The 24,918-nt window shown below is 44.4% G+C and carries 21 protein-coding genes; 7 read left to right on the top strand and 14 right to left on the bottom strand.

The annotated features are described in order from the left end of the window. Positions 1 to 10: 10 nt before the first annotated feature. From ASC49_RS06330 to ASC49_RS06300, 7 genes are all read right to left on the bottom strand, one after another. Positions 11 to 1,681 carry a tetratricopeptide repeat protein gene (locus ASC49_RS06330; protein ID WP_055462385.1) on the bottom strand — a complete coding sequence of 557 codons (1,671 nt, stop codon included), beginning with the start codon at positions 1,679 to 1,681 and terminating at the stop codon, positions 11 to 13. A gap of 24 nt (positions 1,682 to 1,705) precedes the next feature. Next, entirely contained in the window at positions 1,706 to 2,329 is a 624-nt protein-coding gene (locus tag ASC49_RS06325; protein WP_055462384.1) for a GntR family transcriptional regulator, read from the bottom strand. Beyond that, positions 2,326 to 3,492, bottom strand: coding sequence for a benzoate/H(+) symporter BenE family transporter (locus tag ASC49_RS06320; RefSeq protein ID WP_055462383.1), 1,167 nt, complete (start codon positions 3,490 to 3,492; stop codon positions 2,326 to 2,328). Before ASC49_RS06320 ends, ASC49_RS06325 begins: the two co-directional genes overlap by 4 nt. 71 nt (positions 3,493 to 3,563) lie before the next feature. Next, positions 3,564 to 4,277, bottom strand: a complete 714-nt coding sequence (locus ASC49_RS06315) for a ZIP family metal transporter (RefSeq protein WP_245624652.1) — start codon at positions 4,275 to 4,277, stop codon at positions 3,564 to 3,566. A 63-nt stretch (positions 4,278 to 4,340) separates the two neighbouring features. Continuing rightward, on the bottom strand, positions 4,341 to 5,741 hold the full coding sequence (locus ASC49_RS06310; protein ID WP_055462382.1) for an ATP-binding protein: 1,401 nt from the start codon (positions 5,739 to 5,741) through the stop codon (positions 4,341 to 4,343). A gap of 3 nt (positions 5,742 to 5,744) precedes the next feature. After that, on the bottom strand, positions 5,745 to 6,413 hold the full coding sequence (locus ASC49_RS06305; RefSeq protein ID WP_055462381.1) for a response regulator: 669 nt from the start codon (positions 6,411 to 6,413) through the stop codon (positions 5,745 to 5,747). A gap of 411 nt (positions 6,414 to 6,824) precedes the next feature. Next, positions 6,825 to 8,897, bottom strand: coding sequence for an acyltransferase family protein (locus tag ASC49_RS06300; protein ID WP_055462380.1), 2,073 nt, complete (start codon positions 8,895 to 8,897; stop codon positions 6,825 to 6,827). A 791-nt stretch (positions 8,898 to 9,688) separates the two neighbouring features. On the opposite strand from ASC49_RS06300, the gene ASC49_RS06295 reads away from it, so the two are divergent. Continuing rightward, a complete protein-coding gene (locus tag ASC49_RS06295; RefSeq protein WP_055462379.1) occupies positions 9,689 to 10,483 on the top strand; it encodes an ATP-grasp domain-containing protein in 795 nt (264 codons plus the stop codon). A gap of 54 nt (positions 10,484 to 10,537) precedes the next feature. On the opposite strand, the gene cysB is transcribed toward ASC49_RS06295, so the two are convergent. Next, positions 10,538 to 11,512, bottom strand: coding sequence for an HTH-type transcriptional regulator CysB (gene cysB / locus ASC49_RS06290; protein WP_055462378.1), 975 nt, complete (start codon positions 11,510 to 11,512; stop codon positions 10,538 to 10,540). A gap of 112 nt (positions 11,513 to 11,624) precedes the next feature. Here cysB and ASC49_RS06285 point away from each other — a divergent pair, with 112 nt between their 5' ends. Then, entirely contained in the window at positions 11,625 to 12,386 is a 762-nt protein-coding gene (locus ASC49_RS06285; RefSeq protein ID WP_055462377.1) for a sulfite exporter TauE/SafE family protein, read from the top strand. Positions 12,387 to 12,586: 200 nt separating this feature from the next. Further along, entirely contained in the window at positions 12,587 to 13,663 is a 1,077-nt protein-coding gene (locus ASC49_RS06280; protein WP_055462376.1) for a 3-deoxy-7-phosphoheptulonate synthase, read from the top strand. Positions 13,664 to 13,735: 72 nt separating this feature from the next. On the opposite strand, the gene nfuA is transcribed toward ASC49_RS06280, so the two are convergent. Then, entirely contained in the window at positions 13,736 to 14,317 is a 582-nt protein-coding gene (gene nfuA / locus ASC49_RS06275) for a Fe-S biogenesis protein NfuA (RefSeq protein WP_055462375.1), read from the bottom strand. A 231-nt stretch (positions 14,318 to 14,548) separates the two neighbouring features. Here nfuA and ASC49_RS06270 point away from each other — a divergent pair, with 231 nt between their 5' ends. Both ASC49_RS06270 and ASC49_RS06265 read left to right on the top strand, forming a co-directional pair. Next, positions 14,549 to 16,210 carry a nitrite/sulfite reductase gene (locus tag ASC49_RS06270; protein WP_055462374.1) on the top strand — a complete coding sequence of 554 codons (1,662 nt, stop codon included), beginning with the start codon at positions 14,549 to 14,551 and terminating at the stop codon, positions 16,208 to 16,210. Continuing rightward, entirely contained in the window at positions 16,194 to 16,673 is a 480-nt protein-coding gene (locus ASC49_RS06265; RefSeq protein WP_055462373.1) for a DUF934 domain-containing protein, read from the top strand. Before ASC49_RS06270 ends, ASC49_RS06265 begins: the two co-directional genes overlap by 17 nt. A gap of 92 nt (positions 16,674 to 16,765) precedes the next feature. Here ASC49_RS06265 and ASC49_RS06260 read toward each other — a convergent pair whose 3' ends face one another. After that, the gene (locus ASC49_RS06260; protein WP_055462372.1) at positions 16,766 to 17,917 is read right to left on the bottom strand and encodes a M14 family metallopeptidase; all 1,152 of its coding nucleotides are present in this window, start codon (positions 17,915 to 17,917) and stop codon (positions 16,766 to 16,768) included. Between the two features lie 36 nt (positions 17,918 to 17,953). Between ASC49_RS06260 and ASC49_RS06255 the strand changes: the two genes are divergently transcribed. Further along, positions 17,954 to 18,463, top strand: a complete 510-nt coding sequence (locus tag ASC49_RS06255) for a hypothetical protein (protein ID WP_055462371.1) — start codon at positions 17,954 to 17,956, stop codon at positions 18,461 to 18,463. 92 nt (positions 18,464 to 18,555) lie between these two features. Then, entirely contained in the window at positions 18,556 to 19,041 is a 486-nt protein-coding gene (locus ASC49_RS06250) for a putative 4-hydroxy-4-methyl-2-oxoglutarate aldolase (protein ID WP_055462370.1), read from the top strand. A gap of 12 nt (positions 19,042 to 19,053) precedes the next feature. Here the strand turns inward: ASC49_RS06250 and ASC49_RS06245 are convergent, their stop codons facing one another. The 4 genes from ASC49_RS06245 to ASC49_RS06230 form a co-directional block, all read right to left on the bottom strand. After that, positions 19,054 to 19,770, bottom strand: coding sequence for an SIMPL domain-containing protein (locus ASC49_RS06245; protein WP_055462369.1), 717 nt, complete (start codon positions 19,768 to 19,770; stop codon positions 19,054 to 19,056). Positions 19,771 to 19,875: 105 nt separating this feature from the next. After that, positions 19,876 to 22,575, bottom strand: a complete 2,700-nt coding sequence (locus ASC49_RS06240) for a hsp70 family protein (protein WP_055462368.1) — start codon at positions 22,573 to 22,575, stop codon at positions 19,876 to 19,878. Further along, the gene (locus tag ASC49_RS06235; RefSeq protein WP_055462367.1) at positions 22,575 to 24,323 is read right to left on the bottom strand and encodes an Hsp70 family protein; all 1,749 of its coding nucleotides are present in this window, start codon (positions 24,321 to 24,323) and stop codon (positions 22,575 to 22,577) included. Before ASC49_RS06235 ends, ASC49_RS06240 begins: the two co-directional genes overlap by 1 nt. Beyond that, positions 24,324 to 24,917, bottom strand: coding sequence for a DUF2760 domain-containing protein (locus ASC49_RS06230; protein WP_055462366.1), 594 nt, complete (start codon positions 24,915 to 24,917; stop codon positions 24,324 to 24,326). Position 24,918: the final 1 nt, after the last annotated feature.

Below are 24,918 nucleotides of genomic sequence, written 5' to 3'. Positions count from 1 at the left end.
TAGCGTGCTCCTAGAATGTAACGTTGTAATGCTTGACAAGATATTCTTTCAAAGAGATAAGTCGCTTGTGCTGCTTATGTGCAGGAGAGACATGACGTAGGCGTTGAAACGCTTGTACGCACTCTGCTACTAAATAGGCCTCTTCTCCCTTTGCCTCCATTAATTTAAGGCAGGTTTGGACCAAATTAAGATTCAATCCTGGGTGTCTTGGAGAATAATTTAGCGCCGTTTTGAATTGCTCAATTGCCTCTAAATATTCTTTTTTAGCATAACTCGCTAGGCCATCTTTATTAAGCGCCTTAGCTTGTGCTTTGGCACCTGAGCTGACAGGCTCATCCAAGAAATCAGCCGCCAGCTGCTTTAAATGAGCACTGCTGTTTTGGTCATTTACTAATGAGGCTAAAATCGATTCAGCCTGTTCATGCTCACCAGCATTGTAGAGCGTTTTACCATACTCAACGACTAAATCCGGAGGAAGTCCGCCTTCCATCTCCGCTGCGATTTGTTTAGCATTGGTTAGCGCATTTTGAGCTTCTTTCTTTTGGCCTTGAGCTGCGTGAAAACGACTTTCAGCTAGTGATTTTCGTAACTTGACCGAATCGTCATCTGCGAAACGCTTACCGACTATTGCCAATGCTTGACTCGCCTCATTAAGCAATCGCTTTCGATCGACGCTACTTTCAACAGAGTCGGCCGACTCAGCAACGATATCCACCAATTGAATATAATCATCTGGGTTCTCATGAATAGAATTAATGCCAAGACGAACCGTTTGCTGACTGGCTTTAAGAGCGCTTTGAGTATCACCATTAGCCATACTAACTGTGGCCATATGTTTCTGGCGCTTATGAATCCTTGGTGAAATCTTAATGGCGTCATCTAATACCGATTGCGCTTCCTCTAGTCGACCTGAGTCTTCTAGACATTTAGCCATCAAATCATAAGCATTAATTGTTTGAGGAAACAGGCGTAATAATTTTTCAAGTATGACGATTGCTGCATCGTTATGCCCCTGCGCAGCTTCTTTTTTGGCGAGGCCCAACAAGGCCCAATCTAGATCTCGAACACTCAGCTCGGCCTGACATAACTGCTCAACTTGGTCGAATTGTTGGGTCGCCAAATAGGCATCTACCAAGGTACGCTTACACCAAGGGGTATAGCGACCTTCTTCTTGAATATGTTCAATACAAGCTTGAATTAACTGAGAATAACGACCCTTTGCTTGGTTTTCCTTCATTTTGGCGAGCGCTTGAGTCTGTAGGAATTGCCGTTCTAAACGGCGCGCGAGCACAGCCTGCGTAAAAGGCTTAGAAAGATACTCATCAGGCTGGGACTCCATAATCCCCATTACTACATCTCGGCTGGTTTCAGCGGAAACAATAATAAAAATATTTGTTGGCTTGAGTAGCTTCAACTCACGCAATTCTTCCAGGACCTGCTGGCCATTTTTTCCGCCGGTTAAGCGGAAGTCACACAAAATAATGTCATAACGTCGAGCCCGACAGGATTCTAATACACCTTTGCCACTGGCTGTTTGATCAACGTTCTGAACACCTAAGCCCTGTAACATTTGGCGAATCGACACTCTTGAGTTTTCAAACTCGTCCGCAACTAATGCAGTTAATCCTGCATAAATAGTAGAATTCTGTGAGGCGTTTCTGTGAAAAAGTGCTTTATCCACTTAGCTTGACCTACATTGATCTCATTAACTCGTTGCTTTCAAATAGGACACCAGCTCTTTACCTGCCTCATCGATATGACGATGTAACAAAGCTATAGCCTTTTCGGAATCCCCTACCGATAGGTGATTTAGCAACTGCTCGTGTTCGTTTTGACTGATATCGCGATAGTTTAAAGGGCCATATTGAAACCCCATATATCTGCGAACTTGCTCGTTGAGAATAGCTACCACATTAAACAAAGTGGGTCTGTTAGCTACCTTATACAAGCTAGCATGCAATTCCCAATTTAATTGACCACGCTCAACCAAGCTCAAAGAGAGACTATTCAACTGCAGATTTATGTCTCGCGCCTTACCTATAACTTCATGGGAAATGTTCGGTATAGCATATTCTAATATCTGACATTCTAAAAGTGCACGCATTTGATATAAGTCTTCTGCTTCGCACCAGTTTAATTCAGGCACCATTACTCCTGCTTTCCCATGTGCGACCAACCATCCTTGATTTTTTAGCACTGCAATAGCGTCGCGAATCGGTATTCTACTGACACCATAGCGCTCAGAAAGATCTTGCTGCCTTAACGGTGAACCTCGCTCTAATTGTCCATTTAGAATGTCAACTTTCAATTGATCGAGTAATTCTGTCATTTCTTAATACGCTGAATAATGAGCACTAATGAACCAAAACAAATCCCCCAAAACGCAGAGGCCACTCCGAAAAACGAAACGCCAGATACCGTTGTAAGGAAGGTAATCAACGCTGGCTCTCGGTAAGTATCGCTATCAAATGCAGCTTTTAGATTCGCACCAATCGTTCCAAGCAATGCAATCCCAGCTAAGGCAGCAATCATCGCCTTTGGAAAGACTGCAAACAAACCAACAACCGATGCGCCCGCCAAGCCAGCCAGCATATAAAAGACGCCAGCAGACATGCCTGCAATATAACGTTTAGCAGGATCTTTATGACATTCATCGCCACTACAAATAGCAGCCGTAATCGCGGCAAGATTGAACGCGAAACCGCCGAATGGCGCTAAAAGCACCGTACTGATGCCAGTCCATGAAATGATATTCGATACAGGCGTCTGATAATGGCTGGCACGCATCACCGCAACACCTGGAATATTTTGAGACGTTAATGTCACAATAAATAAAGGTAATCCAACACCTAAAATTAGTGAGGTATTCCACTCAGGCGTAACCCATTGTAGCGTACCAATAGTAAGCGGAATCGAAGAAAAGTTGGTTTGTGGCTCTATTAAGACCATCACCAAGCCTGCAATTAAAACAATAATAACGGCATAACGCGGTAAAATTAACTTACTGAAAAGATAAGCCAACAGCATAGTTAACACTAACCAAGGGCTAGCTTCCAAAGAAGTGAAAATGGCAACACCAAAATTGAACAGTACGCCAACTAACATTGCGCATGCAATCGGTAAAGGAATCCAACGCATCAGTCGGTCAAATAAGCCAGTAACACCGATGACAAGCGCCAGCACCCCGGCAAACATAAAGACTGCAATGGATTCCGCGTAGCTGGCCTCATTCAGGCTCGTCGCTAACAATGCCGCGCCTGGAGTTGACCAAGCGGTAATCACAGGAGCTTTATACCACCAAGATAAAAAGAAGCAGGTTGCCCCCATACCAAGACCAAGTGCCATTATCCATGACACCTTCATCGCATCGTCAGCCCCCGCCGCATCAGCGGCCTGAAATACAATGGCAACTGAGCTTGCAAAACCAATAAGTACCGCAACAAAACCGGCCACTACGGCACTTAAACTCATATCCGATAAGATTTTATTCATTATATATCTCCTTTAATGAGCCAATCCTAACAGATCAACAAAAATGTATACATTTTTATTTTTGCATCGTTTTAGTGATTCATCATAAAACCAACCAAGCCCAACACAAAGCCCATCACAGCACCTAGCGGTGGCGCCCAATGCCTTTCAAGCTTCACTTGGGGAGCAATATCTTGAAATACTGCATATAAAATTCCACCCGCAGCTACCAACATCACGCCAGATATGAAAGCCTCAAAATGCGCCAGCCAATAATACGCCGCCAAGCCTGCAGCAGGCCCACTTAAGGCCAGCAAGCTAAACAGAAGTAGAATTTTACGATCAGTTAAACGACCTGATTCTTTAAGCTCCCGAAATGCATTGAAGCCTTCGGGGAGATTTTGCATTGCAATTAAACTTGCCAGAAGTAGTGACGACCCCTTGCCAAGTGCTAAAGACGCACCAAGGGCAATAGACTCTGGTATAAAGTCAGACAACATTGCCACCAACTGGCCCGCGGCACTTTTGTGCTTATATAAATAAATGTCGATCAGCATAAAAAGCATCCCGCCGACAAGAAATAAGATCGCACTTATAATGATGGAAAATGGCTCAATTCCCTCCGGCACCAAAACCAAGGCAATCGCTGACAGTAACGCGCCCCCACCAAAAGCCGTAATGCTGTGGCGCAGTTCCTCATCCAGCCAATTTGGACGTATTGAGTCAATGGTGGCTAACCAACCACCTAGTGGCATTGCAAGCCCAGCCATCAGCGTTAACAACAAGATGTAAATCCATTCCGGCACAACAACCTCCTCTTTTACAACAAAAACACCGCCCTAAGGCGGTGTTACATATATCAAGCACTCTTATTGAGGAAAGCGTATGCGCACAATCAACCCCGAGGGCTGGTTACTAGCAAATGATAAGTTTGCCCCATAATACTTGGCCAGAGTTGCTACGATTGATAAACCTAACCCTGCTCCTGATTGATCACTCCCACGATAGAATCGCTCAGTCAGACGCTCCATTTCCGTTTCATCAATGCCGATACCAGTATCTTTAAACTCAAACGCCACACCATTTTTTTCAATATGCCAATCAATATAAATAGCACCCTTCTCTGGTGTAAATTTAACCGCATTTGATATCAGGTTTTGCAAAATGACTTCGAAATGATTTTCCTCTATCGGTAGCATTAACCTTTCTTGATCTTCATTGATCTCAATGGTGATCTGCTTTTCCCACACCATAGGAAAAAGGTCAGCAACAATACGGCGTGTAATTTTCATGACGTCGATTGGAGTATGCTCTACAGCTTGCAACTGACTCTCAACGCGCGCGTAAGAAAGTAATTGAGCCACAATTCTTGTGCTTCGGTCGACACCACTTTGTAATTGTTTTAGAGCATGGTGCCGCTCTTCATTTGTTTCGGCAGACTCCGCATTTTGAGCATGTAAACGTAACACCGCCAATGGTGTTCGCAGCTCGTGAGCTGCGTCTGCAATCCATCTTTTCTCGCGTGCCATCAATTGATCAATCGATAACAGTAAACTATTGATAGCTTGCTGCACAGGCGCCAGCTCTTGAGGTACGTTTTGAACACTTACAGGCTTCAACTTAGATGGCTCAATGAGTTTAATTCGACTGGTTAATTGCTTCAGAGGCTCTAGACCGACACTAACGGCCATCCATACCAGTACTGCAATTAATGGCCAGCCAATCACTTCTGGCAAAACGGAATTCAATACGATTTCGGTTACCATCTCACCGCGCACATCGGATCTCTCTGCCACAACAATACGTGAATCACCGCCACTTTCTGTCACCGCAGTTAGCTCAAAGGTACGCCACTCATAAGCACCACTGTCGGTATAACCAAAGCCGTTACCATCATCAACTTCAGGTTCAATACTTAAGTCTTCCGAGGCCACCACAACCTCACCGTTACGCCAAATACGAAAGTAAACTTTGCTTTCGTAATGGTGGCCGACTTCGGATAGATGATACTCATCCAAAGCGGTTACGGTATTTGGGTAAACAAAGGTTGGCGTTGATTTACCCGCCTCAATATCATCATTGGTTAGGTGCAATAGCAATCGAGCTTGCTGAGCGAGACGCGCATCGAACAACTCTTCTACTTCATGATTTGCCGCGATGACACCAACAATACCTAACAAAATGCTGGTAAAGGCAAACACCGACATCACCATAATCAGGGTGCGTTGCCTTATGGAATTCGGTAGTTTTTTTTGCAAGAACTGCAGCAAACGTCATTCTCCTGCGATTTTTTCGATGACGTAACCGACACCACGAATGGTTCGGATCAGCTCTGAGTAGAACTTTTTACGTAAGTGGTGAACATGTACTTCTAAAGCGTTGCTTTCAACCTCTTCACCCCAACCGTATAAAGATTGCACCAGCGCATCTCGAGTGTAGACATGACCAGGACGTGAAATGAGCTCAGATAGCAAAGCGAACTCACGACGCGTCAATTGTACATCTTGGTCTTTGTATTTCACTTGCATACTGTCTGGTTGAAGCTCAATTTCTCCGTGATTGATGACCGAAATGGCACGTCCTTTTGAGCGCCGCACGATGGCTCTGATACGCGCGATAATTTCCACTAAGTCGAATGGTTTCACCACGTAATCGTCAGCTCCCGCATCCAAGCCGCCCACACGATCCTCAATACCATCACGAGCTGTCAGAACCAATACCGGGATATCAATCGACTTTTCGCGAAGCTTGGTCAATACGGTAATACCATCCATTCTAGGTAGCCCTAAATCAAGTATGACCAGATCAAATTGCTCTTGGGCCACTGCCTGTAATGCTTGAACGCCATCTGTCAGCCAATCAGCAGTAAAACCTTCTCGACGTAAAGCAACACAAAGACCATCTCCAAGAGATAAATCATCTTCCACTAACAGTATTCTCATGATACGACTACCTTAACGCATTAACTAAGAAGAGTTTTTTGAGTATATAAGTAAAAGCTTGCTAAGTGCTCAAGTCACTCAACAATCTTTCAATCTAATACAAGGAAATTAAGTTTAAATTAAGCCGCAATGAACGTGTACCGCTTCACTTTGCTCATAATCATAGTTTCGAAATCGCCATAAAGATAAGCTCAAAGCCTGCAGTTGAGATGATACGCATCTGTTTAAAGTAATCGAGGCGGTCAAATATTGTTCATGCGTTTGCTCTTTCTGATAATCCCAGCGAATTTCCGGCATATTTATACAACTGACCAGTTTTGGAAGAAGCTAGTCAGTTGTATGGTGTTGGTTAGAACTAAGTAACAAGTCACTTTTTAAGGCGGGGGCCTTGCAGCCGCTAAGCATCTAAAATTAAAAGCTTCTCTCAACTCTAACAACGAGTACTAGATCCGGCTTATTTTCTGCTCTCTGAAGCACAGAAGACAACGTATCAAGATTATAGGCCCAATGCCCTATATATCGGACCTCCTTGAATGTAGCATTCAGGTATGGCCGCAGCCCAGCTGTAAATGAATCACCTATCACCCATACCGTTTTTTCAGAAAGTGGCGAGTGGTTAGTGACAACCTCAGAGACACCAAACGATGTTTCTGGTTGATCAGTTATTGACGTTGAACTAAGACTAATATCCCTATTCCACTTTATATTCCAACCATCACCAAGACTTAAAGGAAAATTATAGAGTTTAGAAATATAGATCAAATCTCCCTTATGTAACGGACCTGGCTCAAAATCCACATCAGGACTAGGGATACCTAACAAATCAGTAAATCCCTTATATGCAATATAACAGCCTTTAGGATTCCAGTGAGTATTAGTCCTCCAGTATAAAAGCCCTTCAGAAGACTTTTTATTTATTAGATCATCTGTAGGATCATATACAACTAAATTTTCAACTTCCTGAAATCGGCTTTTAAAAAAAGAGATATATCTTTTTTCTGACGGAAGTAGCTCATCGGGTAGGTATTCGCCATGGACACTTGATTTATTAGGACCAATAATTAATGCTATTTTTGTATTATATTCAGATCCTACTACTGCCAACTCTTCAAATGGCTTGACAGTTTCATTAATTTCATCAGCACTAGGAACAACAGAAAGCTTTAACTTAGCAACAGTATTATCATACTCATTGCCTAAGAACAGCCAATTATCTTTTCCTTCATACCATTTCAATGAAGACCCAAACTTATTCTCAAGGCTAGTTCTCTTAAAGAACACATGATCATAACTTCTAAAGTCTGAAATACTTATACAATAACCGACCACCCCAACAAAAACCATTAAAAATGTTAACGAAAAAGCACCGATTCTATTTTTAAGAACACCAAATCTAATAGGCTTCTCTATAAACTTATAAGTCAACCAAGCCAAGAAAATAGATAATACGACCGCTAAGATCCTGGCATCTCTGTGAGGTGTGTGTTCTTCTATGATTTGTAAAAAAGATAAAATAGGCCAATGCCATAAATAAAGAGGATAACTAATTAATCCAAACCAAGTTGCAATAGGGTTTGCCAGAAGTACACGCTTAATCCATGCATTGGAATCAGTGAAAATGATAAGCACAGCACCAACTACGGGGATCAAAGCCCAAAATGATGGGTATGGCATACTTCTATCCATACTTATCACACCAACAATTAGAAGTACGATACCTGTAATTGATACAGCATTAGCAGTAACCCAAACACGAGTAGGGTTTTTCTTTGTAGAAGTGTTTCCCACAAATAAACTATTTACATGAAGACTTATTCCAGTTAGCTGTTCTCTTTTATATAGAAATAACCATGCTAAAACACTACCACTCAATAGTTCCCAAAAGCGTCCTACGGGCCAATAAAAAGTTTCTACTGGGTTCGTATCCACAAACCTCATATTCATATAAAATGAAATAAATGCAACAAAAATCGTGACAAATATTACATTAACTCTCAGCTTCCATGCCAGCCAAATAATAAGAGGCCAAATAATATAAAATTGTTCCTCTACAGCCAAACTCCACAAATGCAGCATTGGTTTACTTTCGGATTGATTGTCAAAGTAACCACTTTCAAAAGATAAGGTGAAATTTTGGATGAAAGCCGATCCACTCGCTACATGTTTTCCTAATTGCGCATACTCATCTGACAAAAGAACAAACCAACCAAATAATAACGATGCAACCATCACTAATATAAGAGCTGGAAATATTCTTCGAATCCTGCGAACAAAGAACCCTGTAAAACTAAAGTCACCTTTATCCAAAGATTCAAAAATATGCCCCGTAATTAGGAAACCACTAATCACAAAAAATATGTCTACACCAATAAACCCTCCCTTTAAAAAATCAGGAAAAGCATGATATAAAACAACTGATAAAACAGCAAACGCACGTAACCCATCAATATCAGCTCGATAATTAGATAAATTTTTATTTTTCAATTAACCCACCAAGAAGCACAGATACAATTTAAAAATATCATGCATTATAATTAACAAATCAAATCTTCAATAAGAGTGAAAAATAGAGGCATTTGACAGGATAAAAAATATTGATAGAACTAACCATAAGAAACTATTTCCCTTAGTTCAGTTGATATCTTATGAAAAGAATTCATCCTTAAACCCAAGCTATTCAGCTATAAAATTCTAACGGATAGATAAGTAAAAATCTATTCCCTATCACACAAAATGGGCATGATACTATCAAAGCATAAAAGGCAGTAGATAATGATGCCTGGAGTTTTTTAGCAGCACTTTCATTTGCACAGCCCCTCCGTTCCATTATCTGCAGTAATCTTATGTAAGCAACGGCGAGAACCTAACTGCATTACGCCTACAGCTTGACAGACGTCTCGGGTGTATTTCGTGGACTCTTAACGAATCAAGCGTCCTTTTTTAGCATCGTCTACTACTATGCCGCAATTGCTTATACAACTTTCTACAGTAAAACCTGTCTCTTTGCACATAGCTATAATCTATTCATGACTGACAGATCATTCTACTAACTGCTTATAGCTCATGGGTATCCTCTAATTGTCTGGTAACATTAGTTCTCCACCAATGAACAGTTGCCCCCTCACCACTTAGCCAACCATGAGAGGTTCGCTTTATCTCAATTTTCGAATATTTGTTTTTTCAATCAAGTAGACCAAAAATCATGCAAATATTGCTTTGTGAATTTCGCAACTGGTCTTATTATCGCGCCGTGTTCATCACTGAGGCTGACGGCCATGAAAATCGTTTCTTTTGATGCGTTAAGAACGCTTCACTTACCTAATGTGCATTATATCAAGCCAGAAAACATGTTCGGGCACTTGGATGTTATTCGTGAAGCTGACTGGGTACTATTCCCTGAGTACTGGCAACTCAACGCATTAGTCCATGGACTTAAGAAACGTATTTTTCCAAGCTTGGCTTCCTACATGATTGGTCATGATAAGGTTGAAATGACGCGAACATTTATGACGATCATTCCGATGAATCATCCGTACACTGAGATTTGCGCTAACACACCTTATGAAGCTGAGCGTATATGGGATACGATGCCAACCCCTTTCGTGGCCAAGATTCCTCGAAGCAGTATGGGCAATGGTGTGTTTCTGATTGATAATCCTGTGCAATGGCGAGATTACACCGAAAAATCTCCTATCATTTACGCTCAAGAATATTTACCGATTGATCGCGACCTACGCATCGTTTGGGTGGGTAACGAGGTAGTTGGCGGTTACTGGCGTTTGCAAGCTGAACAAGGCTTCTACAATAATGTCAGCCAAGGCGGCAAAGTAGAAGTTGCGTTAATCCCCAAAGAAGCACTGGACCTAGTTGAGTATGTCGCAACCTCACTAGGAATAGATCACGGTGGCTTTGATGTTGCAATGGTTGGCTCCATTCCCTACTTGATTGAGTTCAACCGTATTTTTGGTAACCAAGGTGTACGTGATCTGCAACAAAGTGCAGATATCGGCATCATGAAATATCTAACTGAAAATCTGCCCAATGATTTTATAGAAAATCAGGCAATTTAGATTGCCATGAAAAAAGGAGAGCTTAAGCTCTCCTTCTAATTTCACAGTCTAATATTAGTATCGTGGCAGCTCTATACCTTCAAATAATGCCTCAACCTCTTGTCGCGAAGACGACTCCATCGCTTGCATCACAATATCCTGCGTCAAATGCGGTGCAAAGGACTGAATGAATTTATACATGTAACCGCGAATAAAGGTATTCGATCGGATGCCAATTTTAGTCGTACTATCAGCAAATAAGTGTGATGCATCCAGCGCCACTAAATCGCTGTCGGCTTCTTTATCATAAGCCATTGTCGCAACAATACCGACACCTAAACCTAACCGTACATAAGTCTTGATAACATCCGAGTCTGCGGCAGTAAACACAACATTTGGTTCGAGCTCAGCGGACTGGAAAGCATCGTCTAACTGTGAACGACCAGTAAAACCAAAAACATAAGTCACAATAGGATACTTTGCTAGCTCTTGCAGCGTTAGTTTCTCCACTTTAGCTAAAGGATGCTCCTTAGGAACGACGACAGAGCGGTTCCACGTATAACAAGGCAGCATAACAAGGTTGCCGAACATCTCTAAGGCTTCAGTGGCGATAGCAAAATCCACCACGCCATCATTCGCCATTTCAGCAATTTGCATGGGCGTACCTTGATGCATATGCAAGCTTACATCTGGATAACCATCAATAAAGTCATGAATAATCTTGGGCAAGGCATAACGAGCTTGAGTATGTGTCGTTGCGATATCAAGAGAGCCTTTGCGCTCATCACTAAATTCTTTTGCGACTTTCTTGATGTTTTGAGTTTGATTTAAGATTTCACCAGCTAACGCAATGATACGCTCACCCGCCGGTGTAATATGCGTTAAGTGCTTACCGCTACGAGCAAATACCTCAATTCCCAACTCATCTTCTAACAGTCGAATCTGCTTACTGACACCTGGCTGAGAAGTGTAGAGGCTTTGAGCTGTCGCCGAGACATTTAAGTCATGTCGGGCAACTTCCCAGATATATCTTAGCTGCTGTAACTTCATGGGCCAGTTATCCTTATTCTAAAAAGAGTTAAAAACATAAAAAAATATTACTTTATAGAATAGTAAAAAAGCTCTATGGTTGCCAACATTAATCTCACAAAGATGAAAAACAATGGACTTTATTTGGTACATCATAGCTGGCTTAGGTGTTGGTTTAGCGGTCGGTATCACCGGTGTTGGCGGTGGCTCATTAATGACGCCTTTATTGCTAATGTTTGGCTTTCCGGCGCATATCGCCATCGGCACAGACTTACTTTATGCAGGCATTGCAAAAAGTACGGGCGTGGTCATGCATGCTAAACGCGGCAACGTAAACTGGCGCATTATGGGGGCTATGGCGGCAGGCAGCCTCCCTGCCTCTTTCGTAACCGTCTGGGCATTATCCAACTTTGAACACCCTGAACACTATCAACACCTTTTAACGGGCACGTTAGGCTTAATGTTGATTGTCACCGCGGTTGTGATCATTTTCCGTAAGCGTTTACATGGCTTATTAAAGCCCAACCTTTCAGAGAAACAAGGTAGAAATGCTATCTTTGTCTGTGGGTTAGTGCTCGGCGTATTTGTTACTTTGACTTCTGTCGGTGCTGGCGCTTTAGGTACTGCAATGATGATGCTCCTCTTTCCAGCAATGCAGGCACGTAATGTTGTTGGTACAGACTTAGCTCATGCGGTCCCGCTTACACTGGTTGCGGGTCTTGGCCACGTGTTTCTAGGCAACGTTGATTACCACCTTTTGGCAGGCTTGCTAATTGGCTCTATTCCCGCCATTTACATCGGTACTAAGGTTGCATCTTTTGTCCCGAACAAAGTACTTCAACCAGTCCTCGCCACGGCACTCGCGAGCTTTGGCGTGAAGTATTTATTCTTTTGACGATTATCCAGCCACTGACACTAAGGGCACTCAAACTGAGTGCCCTTTTTTTTTATTTCATTGCTATATGAAAAGCCATTTTTTTAGCATTTTTCTTTCTAAAGCCCCTTCAATCTTTTAAAAAAACCATGTAATGTTGCTCATACATAAAAAAACAAGCATTCATATTGCACGAAAAGTTATATTAGGAATTTAGAGAGATGAGTGATTCACGCTTAGAGGATTTAAATATTGCTTCCTTCAGTTCTTTAGTAACCCCAAAAGAGTTGAAGCAAGAACTTCCATTGAACAATGACATTCGTGAGCAAATTGCACGCTCACGTGACGTAATCAAGAATATCATGGACGGTAAAGATCACCGTCTGGCTATTGTGATTGGCCCTTGTTCTATTCATGATCCAGAAGCCGCGCTTGATTACGCACGTCGTCTGAAAACACTTTCTGAAAAAGTGAGCGATTCTCTATACATTGTTATGCGTGCTTACTTTGAAAAGCCACGTACCACGGTAGGTTGGAAAGGTTTGATCAATGATCCAAACCTAGATGGCTCTTTCGATATTAACAAAGGCATGCGCATTGCGCGTAAGCTGTTAGTAGATCTTTCGGAACTTGGTTTGCCATTAGCTACTGAAGCGCTAGATCCTATTTCACCGCAGTACTACCAAGATCTCATCAGCTGGTCTGCAATCGGTGCACGTACAACTGAATCCCAGACTCACCGTGAGATGGCGTCAGGCCTATCTGGCCCAGTCGGCTTCAAAAACGGTACTGATGGCTCTATGACCGTTGCGGTAAATGCGATGCAATCTGTTTCACACCCGCATTCATTCCTAGGCATCAATGAAGGTGGCCAAGTTACCATCGTAAATACTAAGGGCAATGAGTATGGCCATCTAGTTTTACGTGGCGGTAACGGTCTACCTAACTACAGTGCAGAACACATTGCTGCAAGCGAAGCGGAACTAACCAAAGCAGGCCTAAAGCACAACATCATGGTGGACTGCTCGCACGAGAACTCTGCTAAGAAACCTGAGCGCCAGACAGAAGTGGCATTGGATGCAACGCGTCAAATCCTTGATGGCAATAATTCCATCATGGGCCTAATGATTGAAAGTAATATCGGTTGGGGCAACCAAAAGGTGCCAGCAAACACTGCCGACTTGCAATACGGCGTATCGATCACTGATGCCTGCATTGATTGGGACACAACTGAGAAGACACTGCTAGAAATGGCAGAGTCTCTAAGAGACGTACTACCAAAACGCCCTCGCTCATAAGCGAAAACGTTAGCAATAAAAATGGAGCCAATCGGCTCCATTTTTAATATGTCATTTTTGCTTAATGCAAAATTACATAAAGGCGTTATCGGTAACCGTATGGTCAGTGGCATCTTTCACCGCTGTTAGACCAGGAACCTTCTCTACTAGGGTTTTCTCAACACCTTCTTTCAGAGTTAGATCGACTGCACTACAACCTTGGCAACCACCACCAAATTGTAATACCGCAACACCGCCTTCAAGTACTTCAACCAACTTCACATCTCCACCGTGAGCGGCAAGACCTGGGTTGATATCAGAGTACAGTACGTAGTTAATTTGATCTTCGATTGGGCTGTCAGCACTCACTTTAGGCATTTTCGCATTAGGAGCCTTGATCGTTAGCTGTCCACCCATTTTTTCTGTCGCGTAATCTACGAAAGCTTCATCTAGGAAAGGTACAGAGTTCACTTCCATGTAGACACGGAGTTTTGGCAGATCCAGCACTTCATCAGATTCAACCACTTCTTCTGGACGGCAGTAAGCTAGGCATGTTTCAGCATATGGCGTGCCAGGTTGTTGGATGAAGATACGCACAGCCATGCCTTCTACACCTTGCTTATCTAGCAAGCCAGACAAATATTCTTGTGCACTATCAGTAATTGTAATGTTCATACTCACCCTTAATAAACGTGTGATGTGTCTATGAGGGTATGTTACCGCACTCTCAAGGCAAAACAGAAGACCTAGTAAAAAACTAAGGTATTTTTTCGTATTTGGATATTTGTGCCAATGTTGTTAGTCGATTTATTTTTAAAGATATAGATAAATATTCATTTTAGGAATAAAGGAATTTTGGTAGATTTAGTCTACCTAAGAATTTATACAACAACGGTTCAGTCTTTTATGTATCAATACGACGCAATTGACCAGCAGCTAGTGGAAGAGCGTGTTGCGCAATTTCGCGACCAAACTCGCCGCTACCTGAATAAAGAGCTTAAAGAAGAAGAGTTTCTTCCTTTACGCTTACAAAATGGCCTATACATCCAACGCTACGCACCAATGCTACGTGTTGCGATCCCATATGGCATGGTGTCAAGTACTCAGCTACGTACTCTTGCTGATATTTCACGCCGTTACGACCGCGGCTACGGTCACTTTAGTACGCGCCAAAACCTTCAGTTGAACTGGCCTAAACTTGAGGATGTGCCAGATATCCTAGCGGAACTAGCTGAAGTTCAAATGCACGCTGTACAAACCAGCGGTAACTGTATTCGTAACACGACTACAGACCAGTACTCGGGTGTCATTTCTGACGAAGTAGCGGACCCACGTCCATACTGTGAATTGATCCGCCAATGGTCTACCTTCCACCCAGAATTTGCGTTCCTACCACGTAAATTCAAAATTGCTGTATGTGCGACAGAGTCTGCTGACCGTGCGGCAACACAGGTACACGATATCGGTCTTCACCTTAAGAAGAACGATGCTGGCGAAATCGGCTTCAAAGTCATCGTTGGTGGTGGCCTTGGCCGTACACCAATGGTGGGTGAAACGATTTCAGAATTCATCCCACGTGCTGACCTACTCACGTACCTAGACGCCATTATCCGCGTTTACAACCAACAAGGTCGTCGTGACAATAAGTACAAAGCACGCATCAAGATCCTAGTTAAAGCACTAGGTATTGAAGAATTCCGTAAGCGTGTTGACGCTGAATGGGAACACCTACGCGGCACAGAAAGCACTGTGCCTATGAGTGAATTCGATCGTCTAGCTAGCTTCTTCACAGAGCCTGCATACGAAGTGCTAGAAGATCAGCCAGCTGAATTGACGGCAAAACTTGCTGAAAGCAATGGCTTCGCTCGCTGGTATGAACGCAACACATTTGAGCACAAGAAGCCCGGCTACCGTATTGTGACGCTATCGCTTAAGAAACCAGGTCAAGCGCCAGGTGATGCGACGGCAGATCAAATGGAAAAAGCCGCTAACCTTGCTGACCAATACAGCTTCGGCGAACTACGTGTAAGTCACGAGCAAAACTTGGTACTGGCAGATGTTCGTCAGGATCAATTGATCGAACTTTGGGAAGCAGCTAAAGAAAACGGCTTTGCCACCCCAACTCTAGGTCTACTGACAGACATGATCTGTTGTCCTGGTGGCGACTACTGCGGTCTTGCTAACGCGAAATCGATTCCAATCGCTGAGCAAATCCAAGAGTCATTCGACAACCTAGATTTCCTATACGACATTGGTGAAGTTGACCTAAACATCTCTGGCTGTATGAACGCTTGTGGTCACCACCACGTGGGTAACATCGGTATCCTAGGTGTTGATAAGAAAGGCGAAGAGTTCTACCAAGTATCACTTGGTGGTGCGTCTGGTCACGATGCGTCTATCGGCAAAATCCTTGGCCCATCTTTCGCACAAGAGCAAATTGCTGATGTGATCCAGAAGATCATCGGTGTGTACATTTCTGCTCGCAGTGACGAAGAACGCTTTATTGACACATTCCGCCGTATTGGGATGGCACCGTTTAAAGAGGCCGCATATGCCAAAGCTAATTAAAAACGGCGAAATCGTCGAAAACACTTACGTATGGCAACAAGACGCTGACGCGACAGCAACTGAAAACGCTATCGTACCAATGCAAAAATGGCTAGATAACCAAGACAGCATCGGCAAAGTTGCAGGTATCTGGATCGATGCAGGTGAAGGCGTTGAACCGCTTGCTGGCGTTGATTTAAGCCAATTCGATGTTATCGGCGTGAACTTCCCAACGTTTATGGATGGTCGTGGCTTCAGCTACGCTCGCCTACTACGTGAACGCTTGAACTACCAAGGTGAAATCCGCGCGTTAGGTGGCTTTATGGCTGACCAGCAAGGCTACTTGATCCGCTGCGGTTTCAACAGCTTTGAGTTCGCGGAAGACGTGAACCTAGAGATTGCTTTAACACTAAACAAACCATTTAATGTGGCTTACCAAGGCGATGTGGCGGATCCACGCCCCATTTTCCTACGCCGCGGTTAATCCGAGCGTCAGTAAGAATCAAAAAAGCCGAGCTGCTAGCTCGGCTTTTTTATGCTCGCACAACCAGACCGCACTCGAGAAGAGAAAGGCGATTAATCGCCCTTCATATGCTCACTGTTGACCACGTGGTAAATCGGGTACAACACATCCGCACCGAGGATCTTAGAACGCTCTGGAGACCACCCTACCACTTCATCAGGAAGGTTCTGATTGTCTTTAAAGGGCATTTCCAGTGTAAGCGATAAACAACGGTAGGTATTACCTACCCACTTCGATGCCACTGTGAGGGTCTCTTCACCGTAACGGACTTTTTCGTAACCAATTTCGTTTTGGAAATCTGGACTGACGGCGGTAAAAATTTCTTCAAAGATAGCCTCCATTTCCGCCATACGCTGATCGAAATTAGGTACACCTTCACAACCATCAACAAAGTTCACCGGCAGGGTTTCATCGCCATGGATGTCTAGAAACAGATCAACACCGGTTTCAGACATTTTCTTCTGTACCGCCAACACCTCAGGACTGCGCTCTTGTGTCGCGCGCTTCCATTCTCGATTTAGGTTCACCCCTTTGCTGTTGACTCGCAGATTACCGTGAACGCCACCATCGGGGTTCATGTTTGGCACGATGTAAAAGCGACATTGCTCTAGCAACGCACGAGCCACTGGATGGGACTCATCAAATAGGCGCTCGAGCAAGCCTTCCATAAACCATTCGGCCATGGTTTCCCCTGGATGCTGACGTGCAATGATCCAGATATTCTTAGCTAAACCTTGAGTTTTGCTGATTTCAAGCATGGTGATATCACGACCTTCTGCCGTTTCACCAATATGGTGGGTAACACAGTCCTCATTGCTGGCTGACCATGCCAACATATCAAGATGACGTTCATAGCTGTACGGCGCAAAATAGGCGTAGTAAACACTGTCCTGCTCAGGTGTATGAGTCACGACTAAAACGCCATCGACGTATTCCGTTGGTACACGGAACCAATGCTCACGATCATAAGAGGCCACCGCTTGGTAACCATCCCAGCCTTCGGCAAACGCTGCATCGGCAGCATTTTCAAAACGAATGATACATTGCTCACCCATACCGCCCTGTAAACGGAAATAGAACCATTGGAAGAAATCAGAGTTTGTATCTTTAGGTATATTTACTCTAATATTATCCGGCTCTGTGGCGTCGATCACTTCGATATTACCGCCATCAAAGAAACTGCTGATTTTGAGTCGGCTAGTCATTCATTCTTCCTTTACGCTAGGCTGTTAAATTTCATTATGGCAAGTTTACCCATATTCATAAGCGCTGTCGCTAACTCTACCGACGAACCGCACTTTCCATTGCTATTTACCTGGTCCACACACGATGGACAGGTTAAAGAAGTTTTGGTAACGCCAGACGACGACTGGCTACACGAGCATTCAATTGAACCCAATCTACAAAACCTAGACGAGCAACAACTTTACGAATTTGGTTATGAAGCTCAGGACATTCTTAATGAATGGGCTGCTGAACTGGATACCGACACCTTTTACGCAGTAGATGCAGAAACCGTTGAAACACTGGTAGAAGCATTATACGACACCAAAGGCTTAGATCCCGCCTTTGAAGTACTTTCCATCGAGCAATGGTTCAGTGAGCGTGACATCAACCTGCACCGCGCTCGTGAAGAGCAAGGAGACAGCACACCACTGCATCTATTAAGCCCCGATGAACAAATTATGAGCCTTCTACAGCTTGCAGCAAGCCACGATCTTCTGGATCTAAGTGATTTAGAAGTAGAATAATCTCTAAATATTAAACATAAACGAGGCGCTATAGCGCCCTGCGTCAGATGCTTCTAGAGTGATTAACATTATTCATCACTCTGGACGCCCTTATGAAAGACATCCTGCCTGATTTATGTGACCTCTATTCTAGCCACGTACAAATTGCTGAGCCCATTTTCCAAGACTTTGGCGGACGCGATCATTTTCATGGTGAAGTCGTTACCGTTTATTGCTTCGAAGATAATAGCCGTGTTCGAGAACTGGTGCAGACACCTGGACAAGGTAAGGTACTGGTTGTTGATGGTGGAGGCAGTCGCCGACGAGCTTTGCTTGGAGACATGCTAGCCGAGAAAGCGGCTGAAAATGGCTGGGAAGGTGTCGTAATTCATGGGGCGATTCGTGATGTTGCCGCTCAAGCAAAAGTACATCTAGGTTTAAAAGCACTTTGCGCTCATCCTATGCCAACCGAAAAAAAGGGGCTTGGCGAAGTCGGCAAGACCCTTAATTTCGCAGGTATTACGATTGAAAACGGGGACCATATCTATTGCGACTGCAATGGGATTTTGGTTGCTAAACAACCCCTTGCTCTACCTTGATAGCCACCAAATCTAATCAACAAGATAATATGTCACTGTTGAAACAACCCGTACATTTTTAATGTGCGGGTTATTCTGATCGCGATCTGAAATGGAAAATTGTCCCTGCGATGCCTGCTTAATTTTACCTAGGCGGCTATTCGAATCGGCCGCAAATTTTTCAGCCACTTCTCGAGCATTTTGTGTGGCCTGCTCGACCATTTGAGGCTTAATTGTATTCAATTCTGTATATAAATATTCCGTACGAGAATCATACATATCGCCAGACAATACGACCCCCTGTTTACCAAGCTCCGACAATTTAGTTTGAGCAACGCGCACCGTATTAATATCACTGCTATAAACCGTAACACGTTGATTCGCATTATAACGAAATTCTGCACGCCCATTGCTACCATATTGCTGTGCTAATTTATCAACAATAGTGGGTGGACTGAGCGTCACCTCGTCTTCTTGGATGCCGTTTTGCTTTAGGAAAGCAGATATTTTCTGGGTATTAGATTCAACATCCGCATAAAGCTGTTCTAAATTATTCGAGGCAACCGTGAATTGAATTGGCCAAATCGCCACATTGGCTGTGACCTCACTCTCAGCAAGCCCTTTAACCGTTACACTTCGCTCATAGGATTTTAGTTCATTTGCCGTCTTATTCACTATCCAGCCTAGACCTAACAACCCCACCAACAAACTACCACCTAGTATTGCCGCGGCACTGGTTACCTTTTGCATTACAACTCCTTGAATTCATACTCCAATACACAATAAAAAGGGGAAAGCGCCTTGCTTTCCCCTTTGGGTTCACTCTGGGTGAATAAGTTCTGCTTAACAGCAGACTTAATTTAAAGATAGACCAAGAGGTAACGTTTCGCCAACCAGTTTTGACAGTTCAATATCACTAAATTCGGTGCTTTCGGACTCCAAACGCTGTAACCACTGGGCTGGACATTTGTCCTTCTTCAACTTGTCGACGACCTTTTTACGCAACCCTTTCAATTCCTTGCTATCTTCATCTTTACTAGGCTGAACCATCAATACTGCGGCCAGACCTGCTTGCTTACGTTTTTTCCAATCTTCTTTCAAACTGTCTTGCACAAGCTTAATAGCCAAAGATTCATCAAGCTTGTTTTGCTCTTCGTCTAAAAGCAAACGTCGAGATGCCAAACGACCCACTGACCACCAAGCCGTATCAGGCTCTGATGATTTCTTCAAACGCTTAGACAGCCAGTCAATGGTTTCTAACTTGCGCTCTTTCGGTAATCGCTCTAAAGCCCCTACCATACGAATCATGTCATCACTGGATTTGGTGGCTAACGCCTTTTGCTTATCGCGTGAGCGCTGCCCAGCCGGAGAATAATATTGCGCAAATTGCTTATACAAACTCTCTTGTACGACTTCTGATAGCCCACCAGCAATGCGTCGGTATAAGGTCCAATGCTGCCCCCAAACAGGAGCCTGATCATGCTTCGGTCCTTGCTTAGTCGCATTCATCGTCTGCTCTATACGAGCGTCATCCCCCAAAGCACCATAACCAGGACGCAAACAAAAGCCGATAAGCTGCAACCATTGACGCTCATGTTGCGCTGATTTGGTTCGTCCACCTTTAACAGCCAGAAGTTTATCCGCCAATCGACGAGACGTTGCCAGATTCCATTCATCACGGTCGCCAAGCAAACGATCTAAATCCTGTTTAAGTGATTTTACTAAATCTGGGTACTCTTTCTGGCCCGCAGTGGAGAAGCACTTAACTAAATGCTCTTCTGCCTGCCCCATATTGCTATGCAAAGGGCCATCTTGATCATTATCTGATTGCTCTTCAGACGTTTTTGCAACCCCAAAATGCAAGACCCAATGATTATCGAAACTGTTGGAGCTCAGTTCTACTTTAAGAATACCCACTTCTGTCATGGTGGCCGTTAATGCCACATCAACGACATCAGCATCGAATTTGCCATCCAATTCAGTGACTAAATTGGAGACGAAATGCAAGCCATCTTGATCTGCTTTTAGCTCACCAATCTCACAGTTCAAATGATCATCACAACGATATAGAGGGAACTGAACTTGCTCACCCATTCTCACTTTGAACGACTGTGAAAGCTTAACAAGCTCTTCTTTGGGGGTTCCCTTGGGTAATAACCCTAGAAATTGACCGTCTGCGAGTTTCAACAGCAAACTGTGCGCAACACCACTTTCGATACGTTCTGATTCACCTGCTAGCGAGCGTAAATACTGGGCGGCACCTTTTGCTACCGCATCATTTGGCTCAGAGGAATCACAAACAATCAAAGGCTTATCAGACCATTGATTTAACTGTTCAAGAACTCGCCCTTTCAACAAGTCACTGTTAAACAAGCCGCCGTTAAACAACACCACATCTGGCATACAAGACCCAGTGGCTGATTCAATTTCAGTGTGATGCGAGCGCAGAAACGCAGCCAAATGGCGCGTAAAGGCGGCATCATTTTCGTAAGGTAATCCTAACGTATGAACCGCATAGTCACTCTTTTGTACAACAGCATTGAAGGATTCAAGGGGAAGAAAACCAGTTTCAACTTGCTCGACTAATTGCGCTCGCTCGACGGTAAATTTCTGCGATCCGCCAATTAAGCGACTACCACCACCAAGCACCGTCAACGTAACAGAGTCAGGAGCATCAGCGCCAAGCAAGCTTTCTTTTGCTTTACGAGTTTGTTGAACCAAAGCAGCTAAGCGCGAAGCAGATAATGATGAAATCTGTCTTGGATCCAGTTGATAAGCTAAGGCTTGGTCTAGATTATCGCCACCTAGTAATAAATGATCGCCCACCGCGACACGCTTAAGGCTAGTCTTACCTTGGCCTGTCGTATCAATACGGACCAAGCTAAAGTCTGTGGTTCCCCCACCGATATCCACCACCAACAGCATCTTACCTTGCGCTAAAACATCAAGATTTTGTTGATTACGGATAAAGTGGTAACAGGCCGCTTGAGGCTCTTCTAATAAATAAAGCTCGCCAAAACCGGCTTGTTGTGCCGCCTCAAGGGTTAATGCGCGCGCTTCTTCATCAAAAGATGCTGGCAATGTCAGCGCTACATCTTGTTTTTCAATTGGTGCACTAGGAAAGGCATGATTCCACGCGCCACGAATGTGCGCCAAGATAAACACACTGGCTTGCAGCGGACTGATTTTGCGTGTCGCTTCGCTACCCCAAGGTAAAATCGCTTCACGGCGATCCACTTGACGGTGACTCAACCAGCTCTTAGCGCTCTGAACTAATTGACCTGAACGGCGCTGTCCTAGCTCGAGTGCACCATGCCCCACAATCACATCCGTTGCCTGTCCACGCCAAGGCAAGACAGGCTCGATTTTACCCATCTCATCTTTAGCCAGAAGATACACAGCACTTGGTAAACGGGTCGATGGGCGAACAGACCCATCGACCATAAACTGAGGTATTTCCAACAATTTGGGCTCTTTCTCGCCCGCCGCAAGGTAAGACACCACACAATTTGTCGTGCCTAAATCAATACCAATACGATATCGAGCGTTTGACATTAAGACTCCCTAACTTGGAATTCGATAGTCCATACCAAGTCTGATTTCACATCGTGAGCCTGCAGTAACAACAAGCCTAACTCTGTTACTCGCGCGGACAGGCGGATGCGCACCATGTCACCTTCTTGGTAATGACCTGCATCCAACGCAATCGATAACGGACTTAGCTCACTCAATGCGGGCACAGAGAATGAAGGGATCACTTTACCCAATGTATCCGCTTCAGCGCCCTGTGATTGGAAAAAGCGGAATGTCACGGTCTCACCCACCACAAGAGAAAACTCATTCGGCAGTATTTGCTCGTCCGAGCCTTCTTCTAAGCCAAACGGTGCCACACACAGTGCGTCTACTGGCGGCGCCATCCCAGGAATCGCAGGCATAGGGCTTGCTACACCAATGTAGTAATTCGCAGCAAGGCCGCTCTTAACTTTAACACCGCCTTCTTGCTGTACTTTCTCATAGAAGGCTGCCCCTTTAGCAACAGCATAATCAAGATGCGCAGGCGTAAGCATGGTCAGCTCGGTATGTTCACCTAACATTTCCTGTAGCCGTTGCTCTAGTAGGTCTCGAATCGGCTTGGCATTAAATACACCACCGTTTAACAAGACTTTATTAGGAACAACTTCAACCGTCGCAAGAAACTCCGAGATATGACGCGTAATGGCTGGATCCGCTTCGTAATCAAGGTTGATCGCCGCAAACCCTGAGCGCGGCGCTGATTGAGCACGATCACCAAGTGTTACAGACGGAAAGAACCCCGCTAGCAATTGCTGCTGAACATCTGTTTGAGTAAGCGTTGCCTTAATGCTGTTGTTAAACAAACTACGTCCACGACTTGGCACAACAACAGTGGCTTCTGATAAATCTTGATTACCTAGCAAGCGTTCTTTGGCTTCACGGCAAGCTTGTGTTAAGCCAGTAATTTGCCACGGCTCTAGCTGTGTGCCTTGCTGTGCTAGCTGCCCCGCCAGATGATAAGTCAGCGTCATATCCATGTTGTCACCACCTAAAAGGATGTGACGACCTACGGCAACACGCTCCAGACCAAGACTGCCCTCTTGGTCTACCGCTTGGATCAATGACAAGTCTGTCGTACCACCGCCTACGTCAACCACCAAAATATGATCATCAACGTTTAGGGAGTCGGTCCATTTTGGCTGATCAGCCAACCAAGCATAAAAGGCTGCCAATGGCTCTTCAATCAAACGAGCGCGAAGGCCAGCCTTGTTGGCAGCATTTTCTGTGATGGCACGAGCCGCTGGATCGAAGGAAGCCGGTACTGTGATAACCACCTGTTGGTTCGCCATCGGCGCATCAGGGAATTTATGATTCCACGCATTAACCAGATGTTCGATGTACCACTCAGTGACTTGTGCCGGAGAAACTTTTTCAACTTCTTCCACTGCATCAACGGGTAATACTTGTTCATCGGCATTGACACGAGTGTGGCACAACCAGCTTTTCGCGCTCTGCGCCATTCGACCTTGTGACTTACCACCGAGCTCACGTGCCAATGTACCCACGATCACATCGACCTTACCCCAAGGTAAGTGACGGTCACTTTCTAAAAATTCCGTTGCATGAGGAAAGTAAGCAAAAGATGGTAGTAATGCCAACTCTTCCACACGGCCAGCGGCTGTCAATTGTGGAATTAATAATTGTTGTAGGCTCGCATCTTCGCCCTGTTCTGCATAAAACACTGCTGAGTGTGTGGTACCCAGATCGATACCAATAAAATACTGTGCCACTTAAACCTCTACTTCCGCAGGCGCCAAAATATGTAGGCTGTCTGTGTTAGAAACTTTTGGTAGGTTGGTTGCGGTCACTTGCCAACCTGGATGAATCAAAGTGCCTGCGTAAGGGCCTTCACCTTGTACGCGTCCCTCTAGCTTGATCGCTTTAGGATCGTAGCCAGCAGCGACTTCAACACGGCTATTTTCCGGCGCGGCATTAACCACATCTACGGTAAAGTATTGGTTTACGACTTTTGCACAACCCGCATGAATTTGACGCGCTGCGGCACCAACGTCTGCATCGCTGTAGCCTTCAATACTCTCTTTAACGAAGTCAATAAAACGTGCTTCTTGTTGCAACAATTGAAGAAGCTGAAGCGCACCATCCTCACTGACGGTATCAAGTTTTGGTGCTTGCACCTCGACTTCTTTCACAACTTCTACCGTTTTTGTGATGACCTCAGGCTCTACTTCCGAAGCAAATTTTTGTCCGTTGCTCACAGCTGAACAGCGAGCTGCGTACTGACCATTGCCCATGTATTTGAAAAACTGGCCAAACGCGCCAAAAAAACGCGATACAAAGCCGATCGATTTAATTTCATCTGCCATA

The organism is Marinomonas fungiae (assembly GCF_001418205.1).
In the GTDB taxonomy this organism is placed as follows: Bacteria; Pseudomonadota; Gammaproteobacteria; order Pseudomonadales; family Marinomonadaceae; genus Marinomonas; species Marinomonas fungiae.
Note: the sequence above shows the minus strand (reverse complement) of the source record. Positions and strands in the feature narration are given on the sequence as shown.

Bases quoted from the DNA above. Each gene is read 5' to 3' on its own strand.
- ASC49_RS06325 (WP_055462384.1), bottom strand. From the start codon at position 2,329: ATGACAGAATTACTCGATCAATTGAAAGTTGACATTCTAAATGGACAA.
- ASC49_RS06320 (WP_055462383.1), bottom strand. From the start codon at position 3,492: ATGAATAAAATCTTATCGGATATGAGTTTAAGTGCCGTAGTGGCCGGT.
- ASC49_RS06305 (WP_055462381.1), bottom strand. From the start codon at position 6,413: ATGAGAATACTGTTAGTGGAAGATGATTTATCTCTTGGAGATGGTCTT.
- ASC49_RS06295 (WP_055462379.1), top strand. From the start codon at position 9,689: ATGAAAATCGTTTCTTTTGATGCGTTAAGAACGCTTCACTTACCTAAT.
- cysB (WP_055462378.1), bottom strand. From the start codon at position 11,512: ATGAAGTTACAGCAGCTAAGATATATCTGGGAAGTTGCCCGACATGAC.
- ASC49_RS06285 (WP_055462377.1), top strand. From the start codon at position 11,625: ATGGACTTTATTTGGTACATCATAGCTGGCTTAGGTGTTGGTTTAGCG.
- ASC49_RS06280 (WP_055462376.1), top strand. From the start codon at position 12,587: ATGAGTGATTCACGCTTAGAGGATTTAAATATTGCTTCCTTCAGTTCT.
- nfuA (WP_055462375.1), bottom strand. From the start codon at position 14,317: ATGAACATTACAATTACTGATAGTGCACAAGAATATTTGTCTGGCTTG.
- ASC49_RS06270 (WP_055462374.1), top strand. From the start codon at position 14,549: ATGTATCAATACGACGCAATTGACCAGCAGCTAGTGGAAGAGCGTGTT.
- ASC49_RS06265 (WP_055462373.1), top strand. From the start codon at position 16,194: ATGCCAAAGCTAATTAAAAACGGCGAAATCGTCGAAAACACTTACGTA.
- ASC49_RS06260 (WP_055462372.1), bottom strand. From the start codon at position 17,917: ATGACTAGCCGACTCAAAATCAGCAGTTTCTTTGATGGCGGTAATATC.
- ASC49_RS06255 (WP_055462371.1), top strand. From the start codon at position 17,954: ATGGCAAGTTTACCCATATTCATAAGCGCTGTCGCTAACTCTACCGAC.
- ASC49_RS06250 (WP_055462370.1), top strand. From the start codon at position 18,556: ATGAAAGACATCCTGCCTGATTTATGTGACCTCTATTCTAGCCACGTA.
- ASC49_RS06245 (WP_055462369.1), bottom strand. From the start codon at position 19,770: ATGCAAAAGGTAACCAGTGCCGCGGCAATACTAGGTGGTAGTTTGTTG.
- ASC49_RS06240 (WP_055462368.1), bottom strand. From the start codon at position 22,575: ATGTCAAACGCTCGATATCGTATTGGTATTGATTTAGGCACGACAAAT.
- ASC49_RS06230 (WP_055462366.1), bottom strand. From the start codon at position 24,917: ATGGCAGATGAAATTAAATCGATCGGCTTTGTATCGCGTTTTTTTGGC.